We start from the raw sequence: 21,889 nt of genomic DNA, 5'->3' as shown, positions 1-21,889 counted from the left end.
TCGGCGGGTCTACCGCCGAAGGAGAGGACAAGCATATGCGACCGATATCTTCCGTGCCGACGAGCGCGTTTCGTTCACGCCGCGTCGGAGGGCTGCTCTCGCTGGGGGCGCTGCTGATCTCGACCGCAGCCTGGGCCGATCCGATCGCGACGGTCGAGCGTAACGGCAGCTTCGTATCTGTCGAGGCATACGCGCCGAACATCGTCCGCGTGACGATCTCGACCGATCGCGCCGAGGCCACCGCAGCACCGGGGCCGGGACCGAACGCGAAGCCCGACGCGGCAGGCTGGGCACGGCGTAGCGACGCCGGCGCCGACGTCTTCACCTCGTCCGCGCTGGCGCTGACCGTCGAGGCGCAGCCCTGGCCCAAGGCGCCGAGCCAGATGGAACGCTATTTCGCGCCGTCGCTGCCGCCCGTCGCGGTAACCGTCCGCGGCGGCGACGGAACATTGCTGACCCGCATGACCGGCTGGGAGATGGCGCCGCACACGGTCAACGACGAGAAGACGTTCCGCGTCGGTGCGCAGTTCGCGGCGCCCACCGACGAGCATTATTACGGGCTCGGCCAGAACCAGGAGGGCGTGCTCGACCTGCGCGGGCGGACGATCGATTGCCGGCACAATTATGACGCCCCCGCGGGCGAGACGGTCTGTGTGCCGTTCATGGTGACCAACAAGGGCTACGGCATCGTCTGGGACAATCCGTCGCAAACCACCGTGTCGCCTGGTCTCCACGGCACCACGCACTGGCAGTCCAACGTCGGCGAGCGCGTGTCGTTCTTCGTGATCTCGGGCAAGACCACCGACGAGCTCTACGCCGGCTATGCGCGGCTGACCGGCGCCACGCCGCTGCCGCCGAAGGCCGCGTTCGGGCTGTTGCAGAGCAAGGCGCGCTACGAGACGCAGGCCGAACTGCTTGGTGTGGCCGAGGGTTATCGCAGTCGTGGCCTGCCGCTCGACGCGATGGTGCTCGACTGGTTCCACTGGACCCGGATGGGCCAGATGGACATCGACCACACCTATTTCCCCGACCCGAAGGGCATGAACGCCAAGCTGAAGGCGATGGGGATGCACTCGATCATCAGCGTGTGGCCGCGCTACGAGCCCGAATCGCGCTATTTCGATATGCTGGCGAACAAGGGCTGGCTGCTCCACGAGAAGGACGGCAGCGTCGTCAACGGCCTGCCGATCCGCTCGGACCGGACCGGCGGGCTGATCGACACGACCAACCCCGACGCGCGTGCCTGGTATTGGGACCGGATCCGCGACAACATCGTCTCGCAAGGGTTCGACTGGATCTGGCTCGACGAGACCGAGCCCGACCTCGTCCCCGACGGCCATTATTTCTCGATCGGGTCGGGCGATCGCTATCACAACGTCTTCCCGCTGCTGCACACCACCAGCGTCGCGGAAGGATCGGCACGCGATCGCCCGACGATGCGCAATCTGATCCTCGCGCGGGCCGCCTATCTGGGGGCGCAGCGCAACGGCGCGCTATTCTGGTCGTCGGACATCCAGGCGACCTGGGAAGCGCTCAAGCGGCAGGTGCCGACCGGCCTCGACTTCACCGCGACCGGCATTCCCTATTGGGGCAGCGATATCGGCGGCTGGCAGTGGCCGAACGGGCCCAAGGCCGAACGCCCCGTGCTGGTCGATCCGGCCGGCGCGACCGCGATGGCGCCGGGCTATACCGACTATCCCGAGCTGTTCGTGCGCTGGTTCGGGTACAGCGTGTTCACCCCGACGCTGCGCATCCACGGCCAGCGCCCCGGCACCGCGCTGTGGGAATATGGCACGGCGGCGGAACCGCTGCTCGCCGATTTCCTGCGGCTCCGCTACACGCTGATGCCGTATATCTACGCGCTCGGCCGCAAGACCTACGAGAGCAACGCGCCGATGATGCGCGCGCTGTTCATGGATTTTCCGAACGATCCCAAGGTCGCGAATATGGGCGACGAATATATGTTCGGGTCGGCGTTCCTGGTGGCGCCGGTCACCGATCAGGGCGTGACGCACCGCTCGGTCTATCTGCCCGCAGGCGCGGACTGGTATGATTACTGGACCAACGCGCGACACAGCGGTGGGCAGACGATCGACGCTGTCGCGCCGATCTCGCGGATTCCGCTGTTCGTGCGGGCGGGCTCGATCATCCCGATGGGCGTCCAGGTGCCGAGCACCGCGACCGCGCAGAAGCTGTCGGAAATCCGCGTCTATCCGGGCGCGGACGGCAATTTCACGCTCTATGACGACGACGGCGTGACCAACGCCTATCGTGAGGGCAAAGGCGCCGGCAAGACGGGTGGCGGCGGTGTAAAATCCGCGCTGCACTGGGACGACCGCGCTGGGCGGCTGACCGCATCGGGTCCGCTGCCGACCGGGCAAGCGGTGGCCGGGCTGGTCAAGATCGTCGGCCGGCCATGATCGGCGCGAGGGGTCTTCGCAGGCTCGCGCTGTCGCTTGCGGTGGTGTCGAGCCCCGTGTTCGCGCAGGTCGACGTACCCGGCGATCCCTATGCCAGCGATCCGGTCGGGATCGTCGCCGATCCGTGTCCGTCGCATTCCAAGCCGAGCGATGGTGCTGGGTGGCAGGCGTGGAAGCTCCACATGCTGACGCGCGATTTCGGGCAGCTGTGCCGGTACCAGGCACAGAACCGCGAGGTCTTGGCGTCGGGCAAACCGGTGCGTGTGGTGTTCATGGGGGACTCGATCACCGACAACTGGATCGGCGCGGATCGCGACCTGTTCACCGACGGGCTCGTCGATCGCGGGATCGGCGGGCAGGCCACCGCGCAGATGCTGGTCCGCTTCCGACAAGACGTGATCGCGCTCAAGCCGCGTGCGGTCCACATCATGGCCGCGACCAACGACATCGCCGGAAACACCGGCGCGGCGACGATGGCGACGGTGCAGGGCCATATCGAAACGATGGCAGAACTCGCGCGCACGCACGGGATCAAGGTGATCCTCGCGTCGGTCCCTCCTGCGGCGGCGTTTCCGTGGAGCCCCGACAAACGCCCGGTGCCGCAGGTCCGCGCGCTGAACGCGTGGTTGCAGGCCTATGCCCGCCGCAACGGCTTCGTCTTCGTCGACTATTATGCCGCGCTGGCGACCAAGGATGGCGCGATGAAGCCGGGGCTGGCGAGCGACGGCGTCCATCCGACGCCTGCGGGTTATGCGGTGATGCGTCCGCTGGCGCTCGCCGCCGTCCGTACCTCGATCGGCGGGCGATGAGCATGACGCTCGACCGACGCGGCGTGCTGGCGGGGCTCGCCGCGATCGGCCCGGCGACGCACGCGCTGGCGCAAAGCCCGATGGGAATCGCGCGCGGGCCGGTGAAGCCGACCTGGGAGTCGCTGGTCGATCACTATCGCTATCCCGACTGGTTTCGCGATGCGAAGCTGGGCCTCTGGTCGCATTGGGGGCCGCAGTCGGTGCCCGAGCAGGGCGACTGGTACGGCCGGTTCCTCTACATGCAGGGCCATCCGGCCTACGAGCATCACCTGAAGACCTATGGTCACCCGACCAAAACCGGCATGCTGGATATCCTCGACCGCTGGACCGCGGCGCGCTGGGATCCGGACGCGCTGATCGACCGGTACAAGCGCGCCGGCGCGAAGTATTTCGTGTCGCTCGCCTGCCATCACGACAATCTCGATTGCTACGACAGCCGGTATCACGCCTGGAACGCGCTCCGGGTCGGGCCGAAGCGCGACATCGTCGGCACCTGGGCGGGCGCAGCGAGGCGGGCCGGACTGAAGTTCGGTGTCTCCAACCATGCCGCGCACAGCTGGCACTGGTACCAGACCGCGTATGGCTTCGACCCCGTGGGCCCGCGGAAGGGCCAGCGCTACGATGCGTTCACGCGCCGCGCGAGCGACGGGCGCGGGACATGGTGGGACGGGCTCGATCCACAGCAACTCTACACCGGCGCGCATGCGGTGCTCCCCGCCGGGATCGACACGATCGCGGCGATGAACGCGTGGCACGATGCGCATGATGGGCAGTGGGTCGAGACCGGGCCGCCGGGGCATCCGGGCTACGCCGCGAAGTGGCTGTTGCGGCAGGCAGACCTCGTCGAGAAATACCGGCCGGACTTCTGCTATTTCGACGATTACGGCCTGCCGTTCGGTCCGATCGGGCTGCAGGCGGCGGCGGATTACTACAACCGCTCGATCGCCTGGCACGGCAAGATCGACGTGGTCCTGACGGGCAAGATGCTCAAGCCCAACGAGCGGTTCGGAATCGTCCAGGATGTCGAACGCGGGTTTACGGATCACCTGTGGGACGAGCCGTGGCAGACCGATACCTGCATCGGCGACTGGTTCTACAACGTCGCGCGATTGAACGACAAAAGCTACAAGACCGCCGAACAGGTCATCCAGCGGCTCGCCGACGTGGTGTCGAAGAACGGCAATCTGCTGCTCTCGATCCCGCAGCCCGGCGACGGCTCGATCGACGGCGAGGAGGAGCGCATCCTCGACGGCATGGCGGCGTGGATGGCGATCAACGACGCGGCGATCTTCGGTTCGCGGCCTTGGCGGATCTATGGCGAAGGACCGTCGAAGGTTCAGGAAGGGATGCAGAACGAGGGCAGTGCGGGCCAGTTCACGTCGCGCGACATCCGCTTCACCACCAACAAGGGCGCCTTGTACGCGCTCGTCCTCGGCAAACCCGAAGGCTCCGTGTCGATTGCCGCGCTCGGCAGCGGTCGGTTGAAGGGGGCGATCGAGCGCGTGACCTTGCTTGGCGGCGGGACGTGCGCGCACCGCCAGGATCGCGCCGGGCTTCACGTCGACCTGACGCGCGGCCATAGCCCGTTCGTGCCGGTCCTGCGGATCGAGGGTCGTGGTCTGACCGGACTGGCTTAGTTGAGCAACCGATTGCGCTACCACTACGGTAGCTAGAAGACAGAAGACGGCGGGGGAGTTGGATATGCGGTGGGCACTCATGGCGGCGGTCGCGGTCGTTGCATCGCCGTCGGGCGTCTCGGCCGAACCCGCCGAGCTTAAGCGGACCGTCAGCATCGATGTCGCCACGGCGGCGGCACCGGTCGACCGCTCGTTCGATCTGTCGGTCGGGTCCGACTTTCCCGGGACGCTGATCCGCAGCGACAGCCAGGCGCAGCTCAAGACCGCGGTCGACGAACTCGGCTTCCGCTATATCCGCTTCCACGACATCTTCCACGATGTGCTCGGCACGGTGCGCAAGACCGACGGCAGGATCGTCTACGACTGGACCAGGATCGACCAGCTGTACGACGCGCTGCTCGCCAAGCATATTCGGCCGTTCGTCGAGCTCGGCTTCACGCCCGACGCGATGCGGACGTCGGAGCAGACGATCTTCTACTGGAAGGGAAACACGTCGCATCCCGACCCGAAACTGTGGCGCGACCTGATCGACGCCTATGTCCGTCACGTCCGCCAGCGCTATGGCAACGAAGAAGTGCGGCGCTGGTATTTCGAGGTCTGGAACGAGCCGAATCTCGCGGGCTTCTGGGAGAAGGCGGACCGGCAGGCGTATTTCGATCTCTATGCCAACACCGCGCGCACCATCAAGGCGATCGATCCGGCGCTGCGCGTCGGCGGGCCGTCGACCGCGGGCGCCGCCTGGGTGCCCGAGCTCCTGAAGTTCACCAAGCGGACCAACGTACCGATCGATTTCGTCACGACGCACACCTACGGCGTCGACGGCGGCTTTCTCGACGAGGACGGCAAACAGGATACCAAGCTTTCGTCGTCGCCCGACGCGGTGATCGGCGACGTGCGCAACGTCCGCGCGCAGATCGAGGCGTCGGCCTATCCCGGCCTGCCGCTGTTCTTCACCGAGTGGAGCACGAGCTACACGCCGCGCGATTTCGTCCACGACAGCTATATCAGCGCACCTTACATCCTCACCAAGCTGAAGCAGTCGCAAGGGCTGGCGCAGGGCATGAGCTACTGGACCTACACCGACCTGTTCGAGGAGCCCGGACCGCCGCCGACGCCGTTCCATGGCGGCTTCGGACTGATGAACCGCGAGGGGATCCGCAAGCCCGCGTGGTTCGCGTATAAATACCTGCATGCGTTGCAGGGCCAGACGATCCCGGTGACCGACGACCATGTCATGGCCGCCGCCGATGGCCGGCGGATCGCCGCGCTGGTCTGGGACTGGCAGCAGCCGGTCCAGTCGGTCAGCAACAAGCCGTTCTACACCCGGCAAGTTCCTTCGACGACGAGTAAGCCGGTCGCCTTCCGCTTCGCGCACGTGCCCGCCGGCACGTACCGGGTGGTGGTGCGCAAGACCGGCTATCGTCGCAACGATCCGCTCTCGCTGTACATCGACATGGGGATGCCCAAGGCGCTCGACGCCGCGCAGCTCGGTCGTCTCCAACAGGCGACCGCGGATTTGCCCGAGCAGGACAAGGTGGTAAAGATCGACGCGCGCGGCAGCGCCTTTGTCGCAATACCGATGCGCAGCAACGACGTGGCGCTGGTGACGCTGGAGCCGGTCGTCCGTAATGCGCGGGCTCGACGATGACCGGTCAATACCGGACCTGAGAAAGTGCCTGTGACTTTTTCCGATGCACGCTCGTAAAAAGCATGTTGGCGGGCGCCAGGGTGTCGCGTGCCAAGGCGGGACCTTGCCCGACCCCGACCACTTTCGAGGTTTCCTAGCACCGCTTAGCGGTGGTCTGTCACAGGTGGCCGTTTCAGCATGCTGCTGATCTACTGGATTGGACGTCTAAGCCTTGATCGGCGGCGAGGTATAGGTTCGGCGACGTGACGGGAGCGAGCACAGCGCAGGAGCGTCCCTTTAGCTTTGCATCGTACAGGGCCCTGTCCGCCTCGAGCAGCAGGGTCGAGAAGTCCGACTGAGCATCCGATTTTATCGCGATGCCTACGCTCGCACCGACCGTCACCGCGGTTTCGTTCAACAAGAATGACGTGCTGGACAGCGTGTCGATGAGACGCTGTCCGGTTTGACGAGCGGTGGCAGCGTCCGTCTCGTCGGCCAGAATGACGAATTCGTCGCCTCCCATCCGGGCGACGACGTCCGTTGCAGGGGTCACCTGTCTCATCAGGTCGCTGACTTCGACGAGAAGTTGATCGCCCGCCGCGTGGCCGAGCCTGTCGTTGATCGCTTTGAATCCGTCGAGGTCGATGTAGAATAGCGTGGCGCCCGTAGTCGTGCCTGCACGGCGAGCAACGACCTCCTCGAGACCCGCACGGTTCAACAAGCCTGTCAGGGTGTCATGCCGTGCGCGACGTCCGTTCTCGCGCTCGGACCGCATGGTCTGGACCAGCATGGCGTTCAGACGATAGGCGGCATGCGTCATGGCGTAGATGTACATCGGAATCTGGAATGCCGTCGCGAGCATGATCAGTTCGCCGGATATGACCCCGGCGATGGCGCACGGCCCGAGGCTGAGAAGGATCATGGTCGTCACGAGCCGAGGGGCGGCAAAGTTCCGAAATGCTACGCCGCCCGTCATGGCCGCCGCGGAGAGGACGACGAGCGTTGCGGCGAGCCAGTCACCGCTCAGCACGGTAATGAAGCACCCATAGCCTACCGAGGCAGCCCAACATACCGCAGCCAATATGTATAGGTCGATATGCGCGCGGCCTCCGCTCTTCGCGGCGCGCGTTCCTTTGATGAGCAGCGGTAGGCGCAATGCCGCCAAGCCGACCTCCAGCACTGCCCAGAGCAGGAACGCGGGTTTGGGAAGACGAGTCGCCACGATCGAGGAGACCAGAATGGTGTTGAACACCCCGCCCAGAAAGATCGGGAGTGATCCATACAACCCCTGAACAAGTGATGGGCGGATTTCAGCCGGAACTTCACCGGCACACTCGACCAGCCAGCGCGTGACAGCCCAACGCGGCAGCACGCCATCACCATGCGGCATCAACATCACTCCCTGGGGCTCCCCCCAGGAGCACATCGCATGGATGCCGTTTTGGAGTTAAATTTCAGTCAATTCGACAGGTTAATCGCACCGCTGGGCCCCCTGCATCGGTGGAACGGCTGCGATAAGGGACAGCCGAACCGGGCGAACGGCACGTCGCGGCTTATGGCTGGTGCCCCGCGGCATCGGGAAGGGCAACATCGGCGAAATGGTGCCGGATATAGTCCAGCTTGGGATCGATGTAGCGGCGACAGAACGGCCTGTCTGGGTCAGTCCGATAGTAGTTCTGGTAGCGTGCTTCAGAGGGTCTGAAACCGACGAGCGGAAGAACCAGCGTCCGGGGACCTTTGCCCGACTGCGATGCAAACCGTGCGATCGTCTGTGCGGCTGTCTCGCGCTGCTCCGCATCAACGACGTAGATCGCACTTCGATACCTCCCGCCGGGGGAGTAGGTCCCGTTCGCCGAATGGGTCCTGAGATGGACTTCGGCGAGCGTCGCCAGGCTTATAGCCGCGGGATCGAAGCTCACGAGCACGCCCTCAGCCCAAGTGTCCCAAGGGGCCTCGGATTGGATAAATCCCTGATCCACCTGATAAACGCCTTTGAGCGCCTGAAACACGCCCTCGGTGCACCAATGGCACCCGCCACCAAAGCCGATCTTTTCCATTGCCAACCTTCCGCATCCGTCAGCGCCGGCGTTTTCGTGAACCGCGCTGGCGTCGTCAATTCCAGTCAGTCGCCGGCACCGTTCAGCAACACGCGCAGCCGCTCGGCATCGTCTGGCGAGGCGGGGTTGTAGATGATCATGCCAAGCTCCGGTCGTCCTTCGACGGCGAACGACGAGAACTCCATCGCGAGCAGCCCCGCATCGGGATGATGAATCCGCTTAACCCCGTCACCATGGGCAACCACGTCGTTGTCCTCCCACATTGCCGCGAACTCCGGGCTGAGCCGGGACAGTTCGGCGACCAGCTTCGTGACCTCGACGCTGGTGCTGGCGCCCGCGCGGGCCACATCGGCGCGAAACGCACCCACCACAAAGCGGGCGATGCTGTCGAAGTCGGCGTTGCGGGCCCGGACATGGTCGCTGCCGAACATCAGCCGCAGGATGTTGCGTCCCTCCCGCGGCAGCTTGGCATAGTCGGTCAGCAGCACCGCGGCCGCTCGGTTCCAGCCCACCACGTCCCACATCGCCGTCTTGATGATCGCCGGGCTCAGCACCATCCCGTCGAGCACGCGCTGGAGCCGCGGGGTGATCCCCTCGACAGGCTGGTAGCGTGCCTCCGGCGGACGGCCGAGGCCGAGCATGTAGATGTGCTCGCGCTCCGGTTCGGTGAGCATCAACCCTCTCGCGATGCGATCGAGGACGTCGGCCGATGGCGCGCCGCCGCGGCCCTGCTCGAGCCAGGTGTACCAGGTTGGACTGATGTTCGCGCGGCTCGCCACCTCCTCGCGGCGCAAACCGGGCGTCCGGCGCCGTCCGCCGGCAAACCCGAACGCCGCAGGGTCAAGCCGGGTACGGCGATCGCGCAGATAGGTCCCGAGCGGATTGGACACGTCGCTGGCCATGATCGATCCTGTTGAAGCTTATACCACGATAAGCTCACTACTTTAACACGTTGGCGAGGAGCTGAATATGGTTGCCAGGCAAAAAGGAGATTTCCCATGCGTGTTTTTGTGACCGGTGCGACCGGCTTTATCGGCTCTCACGTCATCCCCGAACTGCTCGGCTGCGGCCACAGCGTGCTCGGGCTCACGCGGTCCGATGCCGGTGCCCAGCAACTCGAGCGGGCCGGCGTCGAAGTTCATCGTGGCGACCTTGAACGGCCGGAGACGCTGGCCAGCGGCGTGGCTGCGGCCGATGCGGTCATCCACTGCGCGTTCGACCACAATTTCGAGGCCTTCCTCGCGAACACGGCAAAGGACGAACGCAACATCACGGCGATGGGCGATGCGCTGGCGGGGACCGACAAGCCGATCCTGATCACCTCGGGGATCGGCATCGGCACGCCGCGGAACGGCGGTCCTGCGACCGAGGACGTCCTCAACCCGCTCCACGCCAATCCGCGCATCGTCACCGAGCTCGCCGCCGCGGCGCTGATCGCCCGACGCATCGACGTACGCACCATTCGGCTGCCACAGGTGCACGACACCACCAAGGCCGGGTTGATCACCCCGCTGATCGCGGAGGCGCGCCGTGCCGGAGCGATGGCGTATCTGGGCGAGGGCACCACGCGCTGGGCTGCCGCGCACGTCAGCGACGTCGCCAAGCTCTACGTTCTGGCTCTTGAGCGCGGCGAGCCAGGCGCAAGATACCATGCTTCGGTAGAGGAGGGCGTCGATGCACGCTCCATCGCCGAGACGATCGGCAAAGGGACCGGACTGCCGGTCCGCTCGGTCGGAAACGACGAGGTCGAGCATTACTTCGGCTGGATGGCCCCCTTTGCCGCACTCGATATGATCGCATCGAGCAATTGGACGCAGGCGCGGCTGGGATGGAAGCCCACGGGTCCCGGTCTGCTCAGCGATCTTGCCGCGATGGACTATTCCGTCCCCGTAGCCGCGTGATCGGCTACCGTTGCATGCCGACTGATGGCAACGTCAGCTGGCGTGCAACGGACTGCCTGCCTCCGACGCCAGTCGAATCGTCTTCGGAGTTCGGCGCGGTATCCGATGTCGCGATTGATCCGCGCCAAAACGAGTTGGGGGCAGGGGGGCGTGAATGTCCGCTACTGGGTCGGCGCCTCTGTCGGGGCCTCGCCTCTCTGCCCAGGTGACGACCGCTCGTATGGGCTTGAACCCTCACGCAGAAGTGCGTTGAAGGTTTCCGCCCGACTTTATACTGGCACCGGATCAGGTACTTCGGTCGCCTCGCGCTCGGCAACGCGCCCAGCGCAACGCATCAAGGTGGATCGTCAGGATTTTGAGCCGCAATGAATTATCGCCATTCCTTCCATGCCGGCAATAGTGCCGATGTCGTCAAGCACAGCCTGCTGATCGCGCTCGTGCGGGCCTTGCAGCAAAAACCGGGCGCGCTGACGCTGATCGACACCCATGCCGGCTGCGGGCTGTACGACCTTGGCGGCGAGGATGCCCAGCGCACCGGCGAGTCCACGCACGGCGTGCTGCGGGCCTTCGCCGACCCGAGCCCCTCACTCAACGACTACCGCGGCGTCGTGCAGGCGGTGAATGTCGGGGCCGAGCCGCACTTCTACCCCGGCTCGCCACGGGTTCTGGCGCAGCTTCTGCGCCCGCAGGACGTCCTCATCCTGAACGAAAAACATCCTGATGACGCCTATACCCTGCGCGGTGTGATGCGCGGTACATCCGCTGCCGTGCATGAGCGCGACGCCTACGAGCTTTGGCTGGCAATGCTGCCGACCCGAACCCCGCGCGGCGTGGTGGTGGTCGATCCGCCGTACGAGCAGCTCGACGAGCGCGACCGTATCACAGCCACGCTCGCCGCCGCTCACCGCAAATGGGCGCATGGCGTGACGGTGATCTGGTATCCGCTGAAAGACCGCGCCACGCATTGGCGGTGGAAGGAACAGTTACGCAAGCTCGGCATCCCGAAATTGCTGGTGGTGGAACATTGGTTGTACGATGACGATCAGCCCGGCATCTATAATGGCGCGGGCCTTTTCATCGTCAATCCGCCTTACGCTTTCATGCAGGCGCTGCCACCTCTGCTGGACGCGCTGCGCGCCGTGCTGGCGCCGCAGGGGCATAAGGGCGAGATCACAGCCGTGTGGTTGGAGGATTGACGTAAAACCCGCGTAGCCCCGTTCGGCGGCTACGTATCGCCTCGCTATCGTGGCGATGACCGCGCCGCGAAAACCGATCGCCCGTTCAACGGATCGTAAGGATGAAGGCTTAGCGCCCTCCAGAGGTACAGGAGACGATCATGCCCCTCATGCTTCGCGCATCCCGATTGACGGCCATCACGGTCCTTTACGCGACAGCCGCGACAGCCGCGACAGCCGCGGCGGCCGACGCTCCCGAGCCGAGCCCTTCCGTCTATCTCGAGGCATTCAACGAGACCTGCCGCGGCAGCTTTCCAGACTTCGATGCCATTGCGAAAGCGGCCGTCGCGCGCGGGTGGATCGAGCGCGCGGTGCCCTCGGTAGCGATGATCGGCAACAGGCCGATGATGCTCCCCCATGTGTTCAGCAAGAGTGGCATGATGCTGGTCCTCACCCACGACACCGCCGGTGCTTTCACCGCCGTGTGCCAAGTGACGGGCACCGCGGGCACTCGCCTTACCGGCCGTGACATCGCGGCCACCGTTGGGCCGGGGTTGAACGCTGGCGCTGCAGACCCTGGACCGGGCGATTACAAGAAGGATGATTTCACCGTCTGGAATCTGGGCAAAGGCATCACCGTGCAGGCGGGCGTCAGCGTCTATAGGGGTAAGGCGCGGAGCGTCTCGCTTGCGATCCTGCAGGCGGCTTCCGCCGACGTCGGGCCGGTCAATGCTCCCCCCGCCAAATCGTCGAACGATATTTCCATGGTGGCCATCGGGCTCCCCTTTGCACCGGAGGCGCCCACACCCGTCGGATCGTCGCACCCTCTGTTCCACGACGTCACGATCGGCGAGATTCAGGGCCTTCCCGCCACCGTAAAGAGTTCGGCACTAAACTTCATAGCGGCGGCCAAGCGTTCCAGTATCAATGCAGCGCTGAGCGAAACCTTCCGGCAGATGAATCTCCTCGCACCAGCGCCTGCAGCCGGGCGTAAGCGGCTCGTGGTGTCATGGCTGGGCGACAAGACGCCGTTCCACATCGGCAGCGGCAACACGACGAGCGTGACGCTCCACTACCGCTTGGAGCGGGTCGACAACGGGCAGACTTTGTTTGATCGAGAGATCACCACGTCTGCCCGCGGCGGCGGCATGGATGCGTCGATGCGCGACAACGGGATCGTGCGGGCCGCGATCGGGGCGAACTTCGCATCTGCGGCCAATTGCCTGGATCACGCAGCGTTCGGCACGGCACCCTCGGACTGCGCGCTCACCCCGCAGTACAGCGTTTCGGTCGTGCGCACCGGGCGGTAGTGCAGCGGGATACCGGACTGTCGAATTCAACCACCCGGCAATGCCCTCAAATGTGTCCGTTGCCTCGATCGACGATACTGTCCGATGGCGGCAGGGAAGGCGAGTTCTACGCGGCTGTTAAAGGGTAGGAAGGTCTTAGGGGCTAAACCGCGCCCCAACGTGGCATAGGGCCACGCGTCTGGAGCAGGCAATTGGCGACATCCCTTTCGATCCGGTTGTTCGCGGTCTTGTTCGCGATCAGTCTGATGTTTTCGGCGGCACTGGCGTACTACGCCACGCGCACGATTAGCTTCGCCTTTCCAATCGCACCCGAGGCGATGACGACGTTGGTCATGCGGATCCAGGCGATCCGGGCAGTCGGCCTGGGGCTGGCCTTGTTCCTGATGTTACTGGTGGTCTTGTCGGCGTCGCGCGCTGCTCGCAGTGCGCTGGCTCTGCGCTGGCTTCTCGGCGTCGTGACGAGCTTAGCGTTTCTGCGCGGATCAGGGCTGATCCAGCCGCTGGCGCAGCACGATACTGCGATCATCGCAACCTCGGCTTTGCAGCTCGCGATGGAAGCGTTGGCGATCCTGTTGCTTTACGGGGAGGATGCGGCCGATTGGTTTGAGACACGCCGCTGACGGTGTTGCGGCAGCGTTGTTCACGGTCGCCGCGGTGCAAATCCGCTAGTGCAGGACCGCCCAAAGTACGACGTCGCTGGCTTGGTTTTCCGATCCTGATAGCGGACATAAACCGCGTCTGGTCTCACCTTTACAAGTCAACCTTTTCAATTTTCCAGCCAGCGGCAGCGAAGAGCCAAAACAGCATCCCACCACCTGCACCAAAAAGCGCAATTTGGCCGATAAAGGTTAGGTTGGTGAGCCATCCATATGGGGTCAACGATCCGTGCAATACTGTGGCACGCCCACCGGTGCTGGCGCTGTCGGGTGTGATCAGCGACGAAAGGATGAGCCAAGGCAAAGCGGCGGCGACAGCCCCGGTCAGGGAGCAATTGAGTAATGTAGCCTCAAAACGTCGGCGCAGAATAAGGAACGCCGGTAAGCCTAGGATCACAGTCGCCGGATATGCTCCGACAACGGCGAACACTAGGGCACTGCGCCAAATCCTCTCTAGTGGATCGCTGATCCCGTCGTAGGCTGGCATCATAATGGCCATCACCAATGCCGCGACACCGGGAACGATCAAAAAGGCGGCAATGATGCGCCAAATCGGCGGATAAGAGCGCTCAGGTCTGACAGTATCCATAGCGGACAGCTTAGTGCTTCACTGTCAATTTTCTATGCTTTTCACCTCAGAGGCGCACGGTCCGCTTTCCTCCCCGTCTCGGCCGCTGGCAGCGCTGAAAGCCTCAGTCGACCACGTGAGTTGCAAATGTTTTGATCGCTGGACCGGCTCTGCCCGGTGGAGGTCGGGGGCCAATTCAGTTGGGGGACGTTGCTGACTGAGCGCGCCGCGCTGTTACTGCAATCTTTCCAATTAAGCCCCGGCTTCAGCCGGGATGTGATAATTTGTTTCGGAGGGGTGGTGCCGCTCCCATGCGAACTCAGGTTATTCCCCCGCGAAGGCGGAGGCCCAGACTGGGCTCGCTCGGGAGAAAACAAGAGGGGCGGGGGACATCGACCCGGACGCTATGGTCTCCCAAACTCCGCCTATCCGCGCAACAAGTCGAAAGCCGTTGGACCTCGCCGCGCAACGTCGGTACTGCGCGGCCAAGTCCAATCGGAGTGACAACATGGGTTATCGGGTGGTGGTCGCAGGGGCGACCGGCAATGTCGGGCGCGAGATGCTCAATATCCTGGCGGAGCGCGAGTTTCCGGCGGACGAGATCGCCTGCGTCGCGTCGTCGCGCAGCCAGGGTTTGATGGTCGACTATGGCGACACCGGCAAGCAGATCAAATGCACGAACATCGAGCATTTCGACTGGAACGGCTGGGACATGGCGCTGTTCGCGATCGGTTCCGAGGGCACCGCCATCTATGCGCCGATCGCTGCCGCCGCGGGCTGCGTGGTGATCGACAATTCGTCGCTCTACCGCATGGACCCCGACGTGCCGCTGATCGTGCCCGAGGTGAACCCCGAGGCGATCGACGGCTACAAGGTCCGCAACATCATCGCCAACCCGAACTGCTCGACCGCGCAGATGGTCGTCGCGCTGAAGCCGCTGCACGACGCCGCGAAGATCCTGCGCGTCGTCGTCTCGACCTACCAGTCGGTGTCGGGCGCGGGCAAGGCCGGCATGGACGAGCTGTTCGAGCAGAGCCGCAACATCTTCGTCGGCGATCCGGCCGAGCCCAAGCTGTTCACCAAGCAGATCGCGTTCAACGTGATCCCGCACATCGACAGCTTCCTCGACGACGGCTCGACCAAGGAAGAGTGGAAAATGGTCGTCGAGACCAAGAAGATCCTCGACAAGAAGATCAAGGTCACCGCGACCTGCGTCCGCGTGCCGGTGTTCGTCGGCCATTCGGAAGCGATCAACATCGAGTTCGAGAACGAGATTTCGGCCGAGGAAGCGCAGAACATCCTCCGCGAGGCGCCCGGCATCATGCTGGTCGATAAGCGCGAGGACGGCGGCTACATCACCCCGATCGAGTGCGTCGGCGACTTCGCGACGTATATCAGTCGCGTGCGCGAGGATCCGACCGTCGAGAACGGCCTGAACCTGTGGTGCGTCAGCGACAACCTGCGGAAAGGTGCGGCGCTGAATGCGGTGCAGATCGCCGAGTTGCTCGGGCGACGGCATCTGCAGAAGGCGTGAACGCGCGGGGCGGCGACGGCGTGTCGCCGCCCTTCGATCTGGCGACTACAGGCAATGCAGGATGAGTTTGTGAGCAGCACCCCGAGCGAGACGCAGTATTTCGAGAGCTTCGACGGCACGCGGCTGGCGTGGCACGAGGTCGGCCCAACCACCGATGATACGCGCGCGGTGGTGTTGATCCACGGCTATTTCTCCGACGCGAAAACCAACTGGATCCGCTATGGCCACGCCGCCAAGATCGCCGCGAAGGGCTTTCGCGTGATCATGCCCGACCTGCGTGCGCACGGCGAGAGCGACAAGCCGCATGGGCTGGAGGCGTATCCGGCCGACGCGCTGACGCAGGACGGGCATGCGCTGATCGCGCATCTCGGGCTGACCGACTATGATCTGGGCGGCTATTCGCTGGGTGCGCGGACGACGTCGCGGATGCTGGCGACGGGCGCGACGCCGCGTCGCGTGATCTTTTCGGGGATGGGGCTGGAGGGGCTGACGCAGACGTCGCGGCGTGCCGGGCATTTCCGGAACATCCTGACGAGGCTCGGGCAGCATGTGCAGGGTACGCCCGGGTGGCTGGCGGAGGCGTTCCTGAAGACCACCGGCGGGGATCCGGTCGCGTTGCTTGGCATTCTGGAGACGTTCGTGGATACGCCGCTGGAGTCCGTGAAGGCGATCCGGCAGCCGACCCTGGTCGTGTGCGGCGGAGAGGACCAAGACAACGGGTCTGCGCCGGATCTCGCGGCGGTTTTGTCACATGGGGAGTATGTCGAGACGCCCGGTGGGCATATGGGTGCGGTGGTGAAGCCCGAACTTGGTCAGGCGATCGCGGATTTTCTTGCTCGTTAAGAACGAGCGCCCTTAGCCGGTCATCTTGGCGAACGTCGGGTTCAGGGAGACGCACCACAAGCTTGCTTACTTCTGTTCCCCCGAGACAGCGGGGCCCCAGGGTTACGAACGCTTCCGTGGTTTCAGCTGGGCCCCCGCCTCCGCGGGGGAACGGTCAGCAGCGCCGATCTTCTACCGCCCCGGCGAAGGCCGGGGTCCAACTGGGAAACCTCGCTAACGGAGCGATGCGGTTCGCCACTAAGGACGTTCCAATTTGGCCCCGGCCTTCGCCGGGGTGGAGGCTTGGTTTGGCAGCGTGCCCGGCGCCTACTCCGGGACCGTCCCCGGATCGGCGATGCCGGCATCGAACGACTTCGACGAGTCCGCCCCGTCGGCCTGATGCGCATGCTTGCCTTTCGGTTTGGGCGCTGGCTGAGCCTTAGGCGTGCTGCCTCGCAAGGTCAGCAATGCGCCAACCGCCGCTCCCGCAACCGCGACGCCGCTGAAGATCGCAGCCGCCCCCCATTTGCCACGGGTTTTTTCCGGTGGCTTGGCGACCGGGACCGGCGTCGCCGAGTTGCGCGCGGGGACGGGGCGAGGCGTGCTGCGCTTGGTCGAGCGCGGCTTTGGCGTCGGCTTGGCTGCGGGCTTTGGCGGCGCGGCAGTCACGGGCTTGTCGGCAACCGGTTTTGTCGCCGGCACCGGCTTCGACGCGACCGGCTTGGTCGAGGACGTAGCAGCCGGCGCTGCCTTCGGCGCACTCGCCTTGCGCGGCGCGCGGCGGCGGGTGACGGGCTTCTTTGCTTCCGTATCGGGCGTGTCGGTGTCGGCCACGGTTATCTTCCCTCAGCAATGATTCCGGATGCGTAACCCATTCTCGCGCGATCCGCTCCGATTTTTAGCGGCCCACGTTATCGGAAGGGCGGCTCGTCGAACGCGCGGAGCTTGCGGCTGTGGAGCTTCGGGCCCTCCAGGCGGAGCTGTTCGCAGGTCTCGATCCCGATCCGCAGATGCTCGCTGATCGCGCGTTCGTAGAAGCGGTTGGCCTGGCCCGGCAGCTTCAGCTCACCGTGGAGCGGCTTGTCCGAGACGCAGAGCAACGTGCCGTAGGGGACACGGAAGCGGTAGCCCTGCGCAGCGATCGTCGCGGACTCCATGTCGATGCCAACGGCGCGGCTGAGCGAGAAGCGGAGTGCGGACTTCGAATAGCGGAGTTCCCAGTTGCGGTCGTCGGTGGTGACGATCGTGCCGGTGCGGAGCCGACGCTTGAGTTCCTCGCCCGACTGGCCCGAGACGATCTCGGCCGCCTTGGCCATCGCGAGCTGGACTTCGGCGATCGCGGGAATCGGGATTTCTGGCGGCAGGACATCGTCGAGGACATGGTCGTCGCGGAGATACGCGTGTGCGAGGACGTAATCGCCGATCCGCTGGCTGGGGCGCAGGCCACCACAATGGCCGATCATCAGCCACGCCTCGGGACGCAGCACGGCGAGATGGTCGCAGATCGTCTTCGCGTTCGACGGCCCGACGCCGATGTTGACCAGCGTGATACCGGTGCGATCGTCCGCCATCAGGTGATAGGCAGGCATCTGGTGGCGGCGCCATGCGCTATCAGAGATGATCTTGTCGATGTCGTCGCCCGACGAGATCGTGATCCCGCCGGCGCCGGAGAGGCTGGTGAAGCGCGAACCTTCACCAAGCTGCGTGCCGGCCCAGCGGACGAACTCGTCGACGTAGCGATGGTAGTTGGTGAACAGCACGAAGCGCTGCGCGTGCTCGGCGGGGGTGCCCATGTAATGGCGCAGGCGGGCGAGGCTGAAGTCGGTACGCAGGCCGTCGAACAGCGCGAGCGGACGCGTCTCGTCATGCGCGATCCAGAGGCCGTCGGCGATCTCGTCGCCGATATGCGCGAGTTCGGTCGCGGGGAAGTGACGCGACAATTCGGTCGCGGAGACCTCGTCGAGGCTCAGCGCGTGGCCGGGCTCGATCACATAGGGGAACGGGATTTCCTGGCGACCCTCGACCGCTTCGACGGTGACGTCGTAATCCTCGATCAGCAGCGTGAGCTGTTCGGTCAGATATTCGGCGAAGATCGCGGGCTTGGTGACGCTGATGCGGTATTCGCCTGCGTTGACCAGGCGGCCGAACGATCGCAGCGGGGTCGGGCGATCGACGCCGCCCTTATAGGTCAGCCGGATCTCGGGATAGGCGAACGAGCCGTCGGTGCGGCTGGCGGGATCGGGTGTCGTTCCGTCGGCGATATAGGCGCTCATCGCGGCTTGGAGGCGCTCGACGGAGGCGCGGTAGAGGCGGTCGAGGTCGGCGACGAGGTCGGATGCGATTGTCATCGGGCAGTGTTAGGTGGCGGACGTTACGGTGGCAAGACTTCGAAATCCTCCCCGGCACGGGGAGGGGGACCGTTCGCGAAGCGAAGGGTGGAGGGGGCGTGCCGCACACGGAACGTTCGCGGAGAGCCCCCTCCGTCAGCCCTGACGGGCTGCCACCTCCCCGTGCCGGGGAGGAATGATCAGATCTCGCTGAGGAGGTGCTCGGCCGAGCTGACCTTGAACTCGCCGGGTGCCTCGACGTTAAGCTGCTCGACGACGCCGTCATTGACGAGCATCGAATACCGCTGGCTGCGCGTACCCATGCCGAAGCCCGAGCCGTCCATCGTCAGCCCGATCGCTTTGGCGAAATCGGCATTGCCGTCCGCAAGCAACGTGATGTCGCCGGCGCCCGCCGACTTGCCCCATGCGCCCATCACGAACGCGTCGTTGACCGACACGCAGGCGATCTCATCGACGCCCTTGGCCTTCAGCTCGGCTTCCTTCTCGACGAAACCGGGCAAATGCTTGGCCGAGCAGGTCGGCGTGAACGCGCCGGGGACCGCGAACAGCGCAACCTTACGGCCCTTGAAGAAGCTGTCGGTGTCGACCTGGTCGGGGCCGTCCGCGGTGGCCTTGACGAGGTTGGTGGTGGGAAGGCGGTCGCCGACGCTGATCGTCATCTGAAATCTCCTGTGCCGCGCGGTCGTCGCGCGCGGTGCGTACCTTGGACGCCGGACGGCGGATTTCAAGCGTGGCGACGGGGTGCGCGCAACGCTATGTTCCTGGTCATGGACAAAACGCGCTTTCTTTCGGGACAATTCCTGCTCGCGATGCCGGGCATGAGCGACCCGCGCTTCGCCCGCGCGGTGATTGCGATGTGCAGCCATGACGAGAACGGCGCGATCGGCATCGGGATCGGCGCGACGATCGACGGGCTTGGTTTTCACGATTTGCTCGAACAGTTCGGGATCGAGCCGGGCGACGCCCCCAACGCGCCGGTGCATTTCGGCGGACCGGTCGAGCCGCGACGCGGGTTCGTGGTGCATTCGTCCGACTGGGGCGGGCAGGACTCGGTCGATGTCGCCGGGCGGTGGAAGCTGTCGAGCACCGTCGACGTGCTGCGTGCGATCGCCGACGGGAAGGGCCCGTCGGAGTGGGTGGTGGCGCTCGGCTATGCCGGTTGGGATGGCGGACAGCTCGAGGGCGAGCTGTCGCGGCCGGGGTGGTTCAACGTGGCCGGGGATGCCGAACTGCTGTTCGAGACCGCGGCGGAGGATCGCTGGACGCTGGCCTTCGCGCAGGCTGGCGTGGATCCGCGGTTGCTTGTCGCGGAGACGGGGCGGGCCTAATCTTCCCCCCTCCCTGGCAGGGAGGGGCCGGGGGTGGGGCGGCCGGTTGGCTAGCCGTGCGCCCGCCTCGAACCGACCCACCCCCAACCCCTCCCTGCCAGGGAGGGGAGCCGAAGAAGGGCAACGCGGCTTACAAAGTGTGCATCCCCAACCATCATATAAAGATATCTTTATATTTGATTTGGAGCTTCCACTCTCCTATGATGCAGTATCCGGCACGGGCATGAGGCTCGCCGATCACGATATTCTCAGGAGACTCCTCGTGGCCACCACGCTTGCGCCTACGAAGACCGACGCCAAGGCCGACTACGTTGTCGCCGACATCAGCCTCGCCGATTTCGGCCGCGCCGAGATCAACATCGCCGAGACCGAAATGCCCGGCCTGATGTCGCTGCGCACCGAATTCGGCGCCGCACAGCCGCTCAAGGGCGCGCGCATCACCGGTTCGCTGCACATGACGATCCAGACCGCGGTGCTGATCGAGACGCTGACCGCACTCGGCGCCGACGTCCGCTGGGCGACCTGCAACATCTTCTCGACGCAGGACCATGCCGCCGCCGCCATCGCCGCGACCGGCGTCCCCGTGTTCGCGATCAAGGGCGAGAGCCTAGCCGATTACTGGAACTATGTCGGCGACATCTTCTCATGGGATCGCGACGTAGAGGGTCAGACCGCCAACATCATCCTCGATGACGGCGGCGACGCGACGATGTTCGCGCTCTGGGGCGCCAAGCTCGAAGCCGGCCACACGATGCCCGAGCCCGAGAACGAGGAAGAGGTCGAGATGCAGCGCGCGCTCAAGGCGTACGTCGCAAAGAACCCCGGCTACCTGACCGAGACCGTCAAGAACCTGAAGGGCGTCTCGGAAGAGACCACCACGGGCGTTCACCGCCTGTACGAGATCGCGAAGAAGGGCGAGCTGCCGTTCCCCGCGATCAACGTCAACGACTCGGTCACCAAGTCGAAGTTCGACAACCTCTACGGCTGCAAGGAATCGCTGGTCGACGCGATCCGTCGCGCGACCGACGTCATGCTCGCCGGCAAGGTCGCCTGCGTCGCCGGTTTCGGTGACGTCGGCAAGGGCTCGGCCCAGTCGCTCCGCAACGGCGGCGCGCGCGTGATGGTCACCGAAGTCGATCCGATCTGCGCACTGCAGGCGGCGATGGAGGGCTTCGAGGTCGTGACGATGGAAGAGGCCGTGACCCGCGCCGACATCTTCTGCACCGCGACCGGCAACGCCGATGTCATCACCGCCGATCACATGAAGGCGATGAAGCCGATGTCGATCGTCTGCAACATCGGCCACTTCGACTCGGAGATCCAGATCGCCGCGCTGTCGAACTACGACTGGACCGAAGTGAAGCCCGGCACCGACCTGGTGAAGTTCCCGGACGGCAAGCAGATCATCATCCTGGCGAAGGGTCGCCTGGTGAACCTGGGTTGCGCCACCGGCCACCCGTCGTTCGTGATGTCGGCCTCGTTCACCAACCAGACGCTCGCGCAGATCGAGCTCTGGACCAAGGGCGAGAACTACAAGAACGAAGTGTACGTCCTGCCGAAGCACCTCGACGAGAAGGTCGCGATGCTTCACCTCGAGAAGCTCGGCGTGAAGCTGTCGAAGCTTTCCGACAAGCAGGCCGGTTACATCGGCGTGCCGGTCGAAGGCCCGTTCAAGCCGGATCACTACCGCTACTAAG

19 protein-coding genes are annotated in these 21,889 nt (G+C 64.9%); 12 read left to right on the top strand and 7 right to left on the bottom strand.

What is annotated here, in order from left to right; all coding sequences use genetic code 11:
• The first annotated feature begins 35 nt into the window (after positions 1–35).
• The 4 genes from C8J43_RS13055 (at position 36) to C8J43_RS13040 (ending at position 6,514) form a co-directional block, all read left to right on the top strand.
• Entirely contained in the window at positions 36–2,420 is a 2,385-nt protein-coding gene (locus tag C8J43_RS13055) for a TIM-barrel domain-containing protein (protein ID WP_133031251.1), read from the top strand.
• The gene (locus C8J43_RS13050; protein ID WP_056049872.1) at positions 2,417–3,229 is read left to right on the top strand and encodes an SGNH/GDSL hydrolase family protein; all 813 of its coding nucleotides are present in this window, start codon (positions 2,417–2,419) and stop codon (positions 3,227–3,229) included. Before C8J43_RS13055 ends, C8J43_RS13050 begins: the two co-directional genes overlap by 4 nt.
• 2 nt (positions 3,230–3,231) lie before the next feature.
• Positions 3,232–4,866 (top strand): alpha-L-fucosidase, encoded by a 1,635-nt coding sequence (locus C8J43_RS13045; RefSeq protein ID WP_133031464.1) that lies wholly within the window; start codon positions 3,232–3,234, stop codon positions 4,864–4,866.
• A gap of 64 nt (positions 4,867–4,930) precedes the next feature.
• Positions 4,931–6,514 carry a cellulase family glycosylhydrolase gene (locus C8J43_RS13040; RefSeq protein ID WP_133031250.1) on the top strand — a complete coding sequence of 528 codons (1,584 nt, stop codon included), beginning with the start codon at positions 4,931–4,933 and terminating at the stop codon, positions 6,512–6,514.
• 172 nt (positions 6,515–6,686) lie between these two features.
• Here the strand turns inward: C8J43_RS13040 and C8J43_RS13035 are convergent, their stop codons facing one another.
• The 3 genes from C8J43_RS13035 to C8J43_RS13025 all read right to left on the bottom strand — a co-directional run bounded on the left by C8J43_RS13035 (position 6,687) and on the right by C8J43_RS13025 (position 9,452).
• Entirely contained in the window at positions 6,687–7,883 is a 1,197-nt protein-coding gene (locus C8J43_RS13035) for a GGDEF domain-containing protein (RefSeq protein ID WP_133031249.1), read from the bottom strand.
• A 163-nt stretch (positions 7,884–8,046) separates the two neighbouring features.
• On the bottom strand, positions 8,047–8,550 hold the full coding sequence (locus C8J43_RS13030; RefSeq protein ID WP_133031248.1) for a peptide-methionine (S)-S-oxide reductase: 504 nt from the start codon (positions 8,548–8,550) through the stop codon (positions 8,047–8,049).
• A gap of 65 nt (positions 8,551–8,615) precedes the next feature.
• The gene (locus tag C8J43_RS13025) at positions 8,616–9,452 is read right to left on the bottom strand and encodes a helix-turn-helix transcriptional regulator (RefSeq protein WP_133031247.1); all 837 of its coding nucleotides are present in this window, start codon (positions 9,450–9,452) and stop codon (positions 8,616–8,618) included.
• Between the two features lie 96 nt (positions 9,453–9,548).
• Here C8J43_RS13025 and C8J43_RS13020 point away from each other — a divergent pair, with 96 nt between their 5' ends.
• From C8J43_RS13020 to C8J43_RS13005, 4 genes are all read left to right on the top strand, one after another.
• A complete protein-coding gene (locus C8J43_RS13020) occupies positions 9,549–10,451 on the top strand; it encodes an SDR family oxidoreductase (RefSeq protein WP_133031246.1) in 903 nt (300 codons plus the stop codon).
• Between the two features lie 365 nt (positions 10,452–10,816).
• Entirely contained in the window at positions 10,817–11,647 is an 831-nt protein-coding gene (rlmJ, locus tag C8J43_RS13015; RefSeq protein ID WP_133031245.1) for a 23S rRNA (adenine(2030)-N(6))-methyltransferase RlmJ, read from the top strand.
• 140 nt (positions 11,648–11,787) lie between these two features.
• The gene (locus tag C8J43_RS13010; RefSeq protein ID WP_133031244.1) at positions 11,788–12,936 is read left to right on the top strand and encodes a hypothetical protein; all 1,149 of its coding nucleotides are present in this window, start codon (positions 11,788–11,790) and stop codon (positions 12,934–12,936) included.
• 191 nt (positions 12,937–13,127) lie between these two features.
• Positions 13,128–13,556: a hypothetical protein gene (locus tag C8J43_RS13005; RefSeq protein ID WP_133031243.1), complete on the top strand. Its 429-nt coding sequence runs from the start codon at positions 13,128–13,130 to the stop codon at positions 13,554–13,556.
• 130 nt (positions 13,557–13,686) lie between these two features.
• Here C8J43_RS13005 and C8J43_RS13000 read toward each other — a convergent pair whose 3' ends face one another.
• A complete protein-coding gene (locus tag C8J43_RS13000; protein ID WP_165899621.1) occupies positions 13,687–14,181 on the bottom strand; it encodes a hypothetical protein in 495 nt (164 codons plus the stop codon).
• Positions 14,182–14,668: 487 nt separating this feature from the next.
• On the opposite strand from C8J43_RS13000, the gene C8J43_RS12995 reads away from it, so the two are divergent.
• Positions 14,669–15,694, top strand: coding sequence for an aspartate-semialdehyde dehydrogenase (locus C8J43_RS12995; protein WP_133031242.1), 1,026 nt, complete (start codon positions 14,669–14,671; stop codon positions 15,692–15,694).
• Positions 15,695–15,817: 123 nt separating this feature from the next.
• Positions 15,818–16,537, top strand: coding sequence for an alpha/beta fold hydrolase (locus tag C8J43_RS12990; RefSeq protein ID WP_243645579.1), 720 nt, complete (start codon positions 15,818–15,820; stop codon positions 16,535–16,537).
• A 306-nt stretch (positions 16,538–16,843) separates the two neighbouring features.
• Here C8J43_RS12990 and C8J43_RS12985 read toward each other — a convergent pair whose 3' ends face one another.
• The 3 genes from C8J43_RS12985 to C8J43_RS12975 form a co-directional block, all read right to left on the bottom strand.
• The gene (locus tag C8J43_RS12985; RefSeq protein WP_133031240.1) at positions 16,844–17,350 is read right to left on the bottom strand and encodes a hypothetical protein; all 507 of its coding nucleotides are present in this window, start codon (positions 17,348–17,350) and stop codon (positions 16,844–16,846) included.
• 77 nt (positions 17,351–17,427) lie between these two features.
• Complete coding sequence (locus C8J43_RS12980; protein ID WP_056048645.1) at positions 17,428–18,864, bottom strand: AMP nucleosidase; 1,437 nt, start codon at positions 18,862–18,864, stop codon at positions 17,428–17,430.
• A 179-nt stretch (positions 18,865–19,043) separates the two neighbouring features.
• Positions 19,044–19,523, bottom strand: a complete 480-nt coding sequence (locus C8J43_RS12975) for a peroxiredoxin (protein ID WP_133031239.1) — start codon at positions 19,521–19,523, stop codon at positions 19,044–19,046.
• A gap of 108 nt (positions 19,524–19,631) precedes the next feature.
• Here C8J43_RS12975 and C8J43_RS12970 point away from each other — a divergent pair, with 108 nt between their 5' ends.
• Both C8J43_RS12970 and ahcY read left to right on the top strand, forming a co-directional pair.
• On the top strand, positions 19,632–20,192 hold the full coding sequence (locus tag C8J43_RS12970) for a YqgE/AlgH family protein (RefSeq protein WP_056050390.1): 561 nt from the start codon (positions 19,632–19,634) through the stop codon (positions 20,190–20,192).
• Between the two features lie 262 nt (positions 20,193–20,454).
• A complete protein-coding gene (gene ahcY, locus C8J43_RS12965; RefSeq protein ID WP_133031238.1) occupies positions 20,455–21,888 on the top strand; it encodes an adenosylhomocysteinase in 1,434 nt (477 codons plus the stop codon).
• Position 21,889 lies beyond the last annotated feature (1 nt).

Source organism: Sphingomonas sp. PP-CE-1G-424, assembly GCF_004341085.1.
GTDB lineage: Bacteria > Pseudomonadota > Alphaproteobacteria > Sphingomonadales > Sphingomonadaceae > Sphingomonas.
The sequence above is the reverse complement of the archived record's forward strand: the minus strand, read 5'-3'. Positions and strand labels throughout refer to the sequence as shown.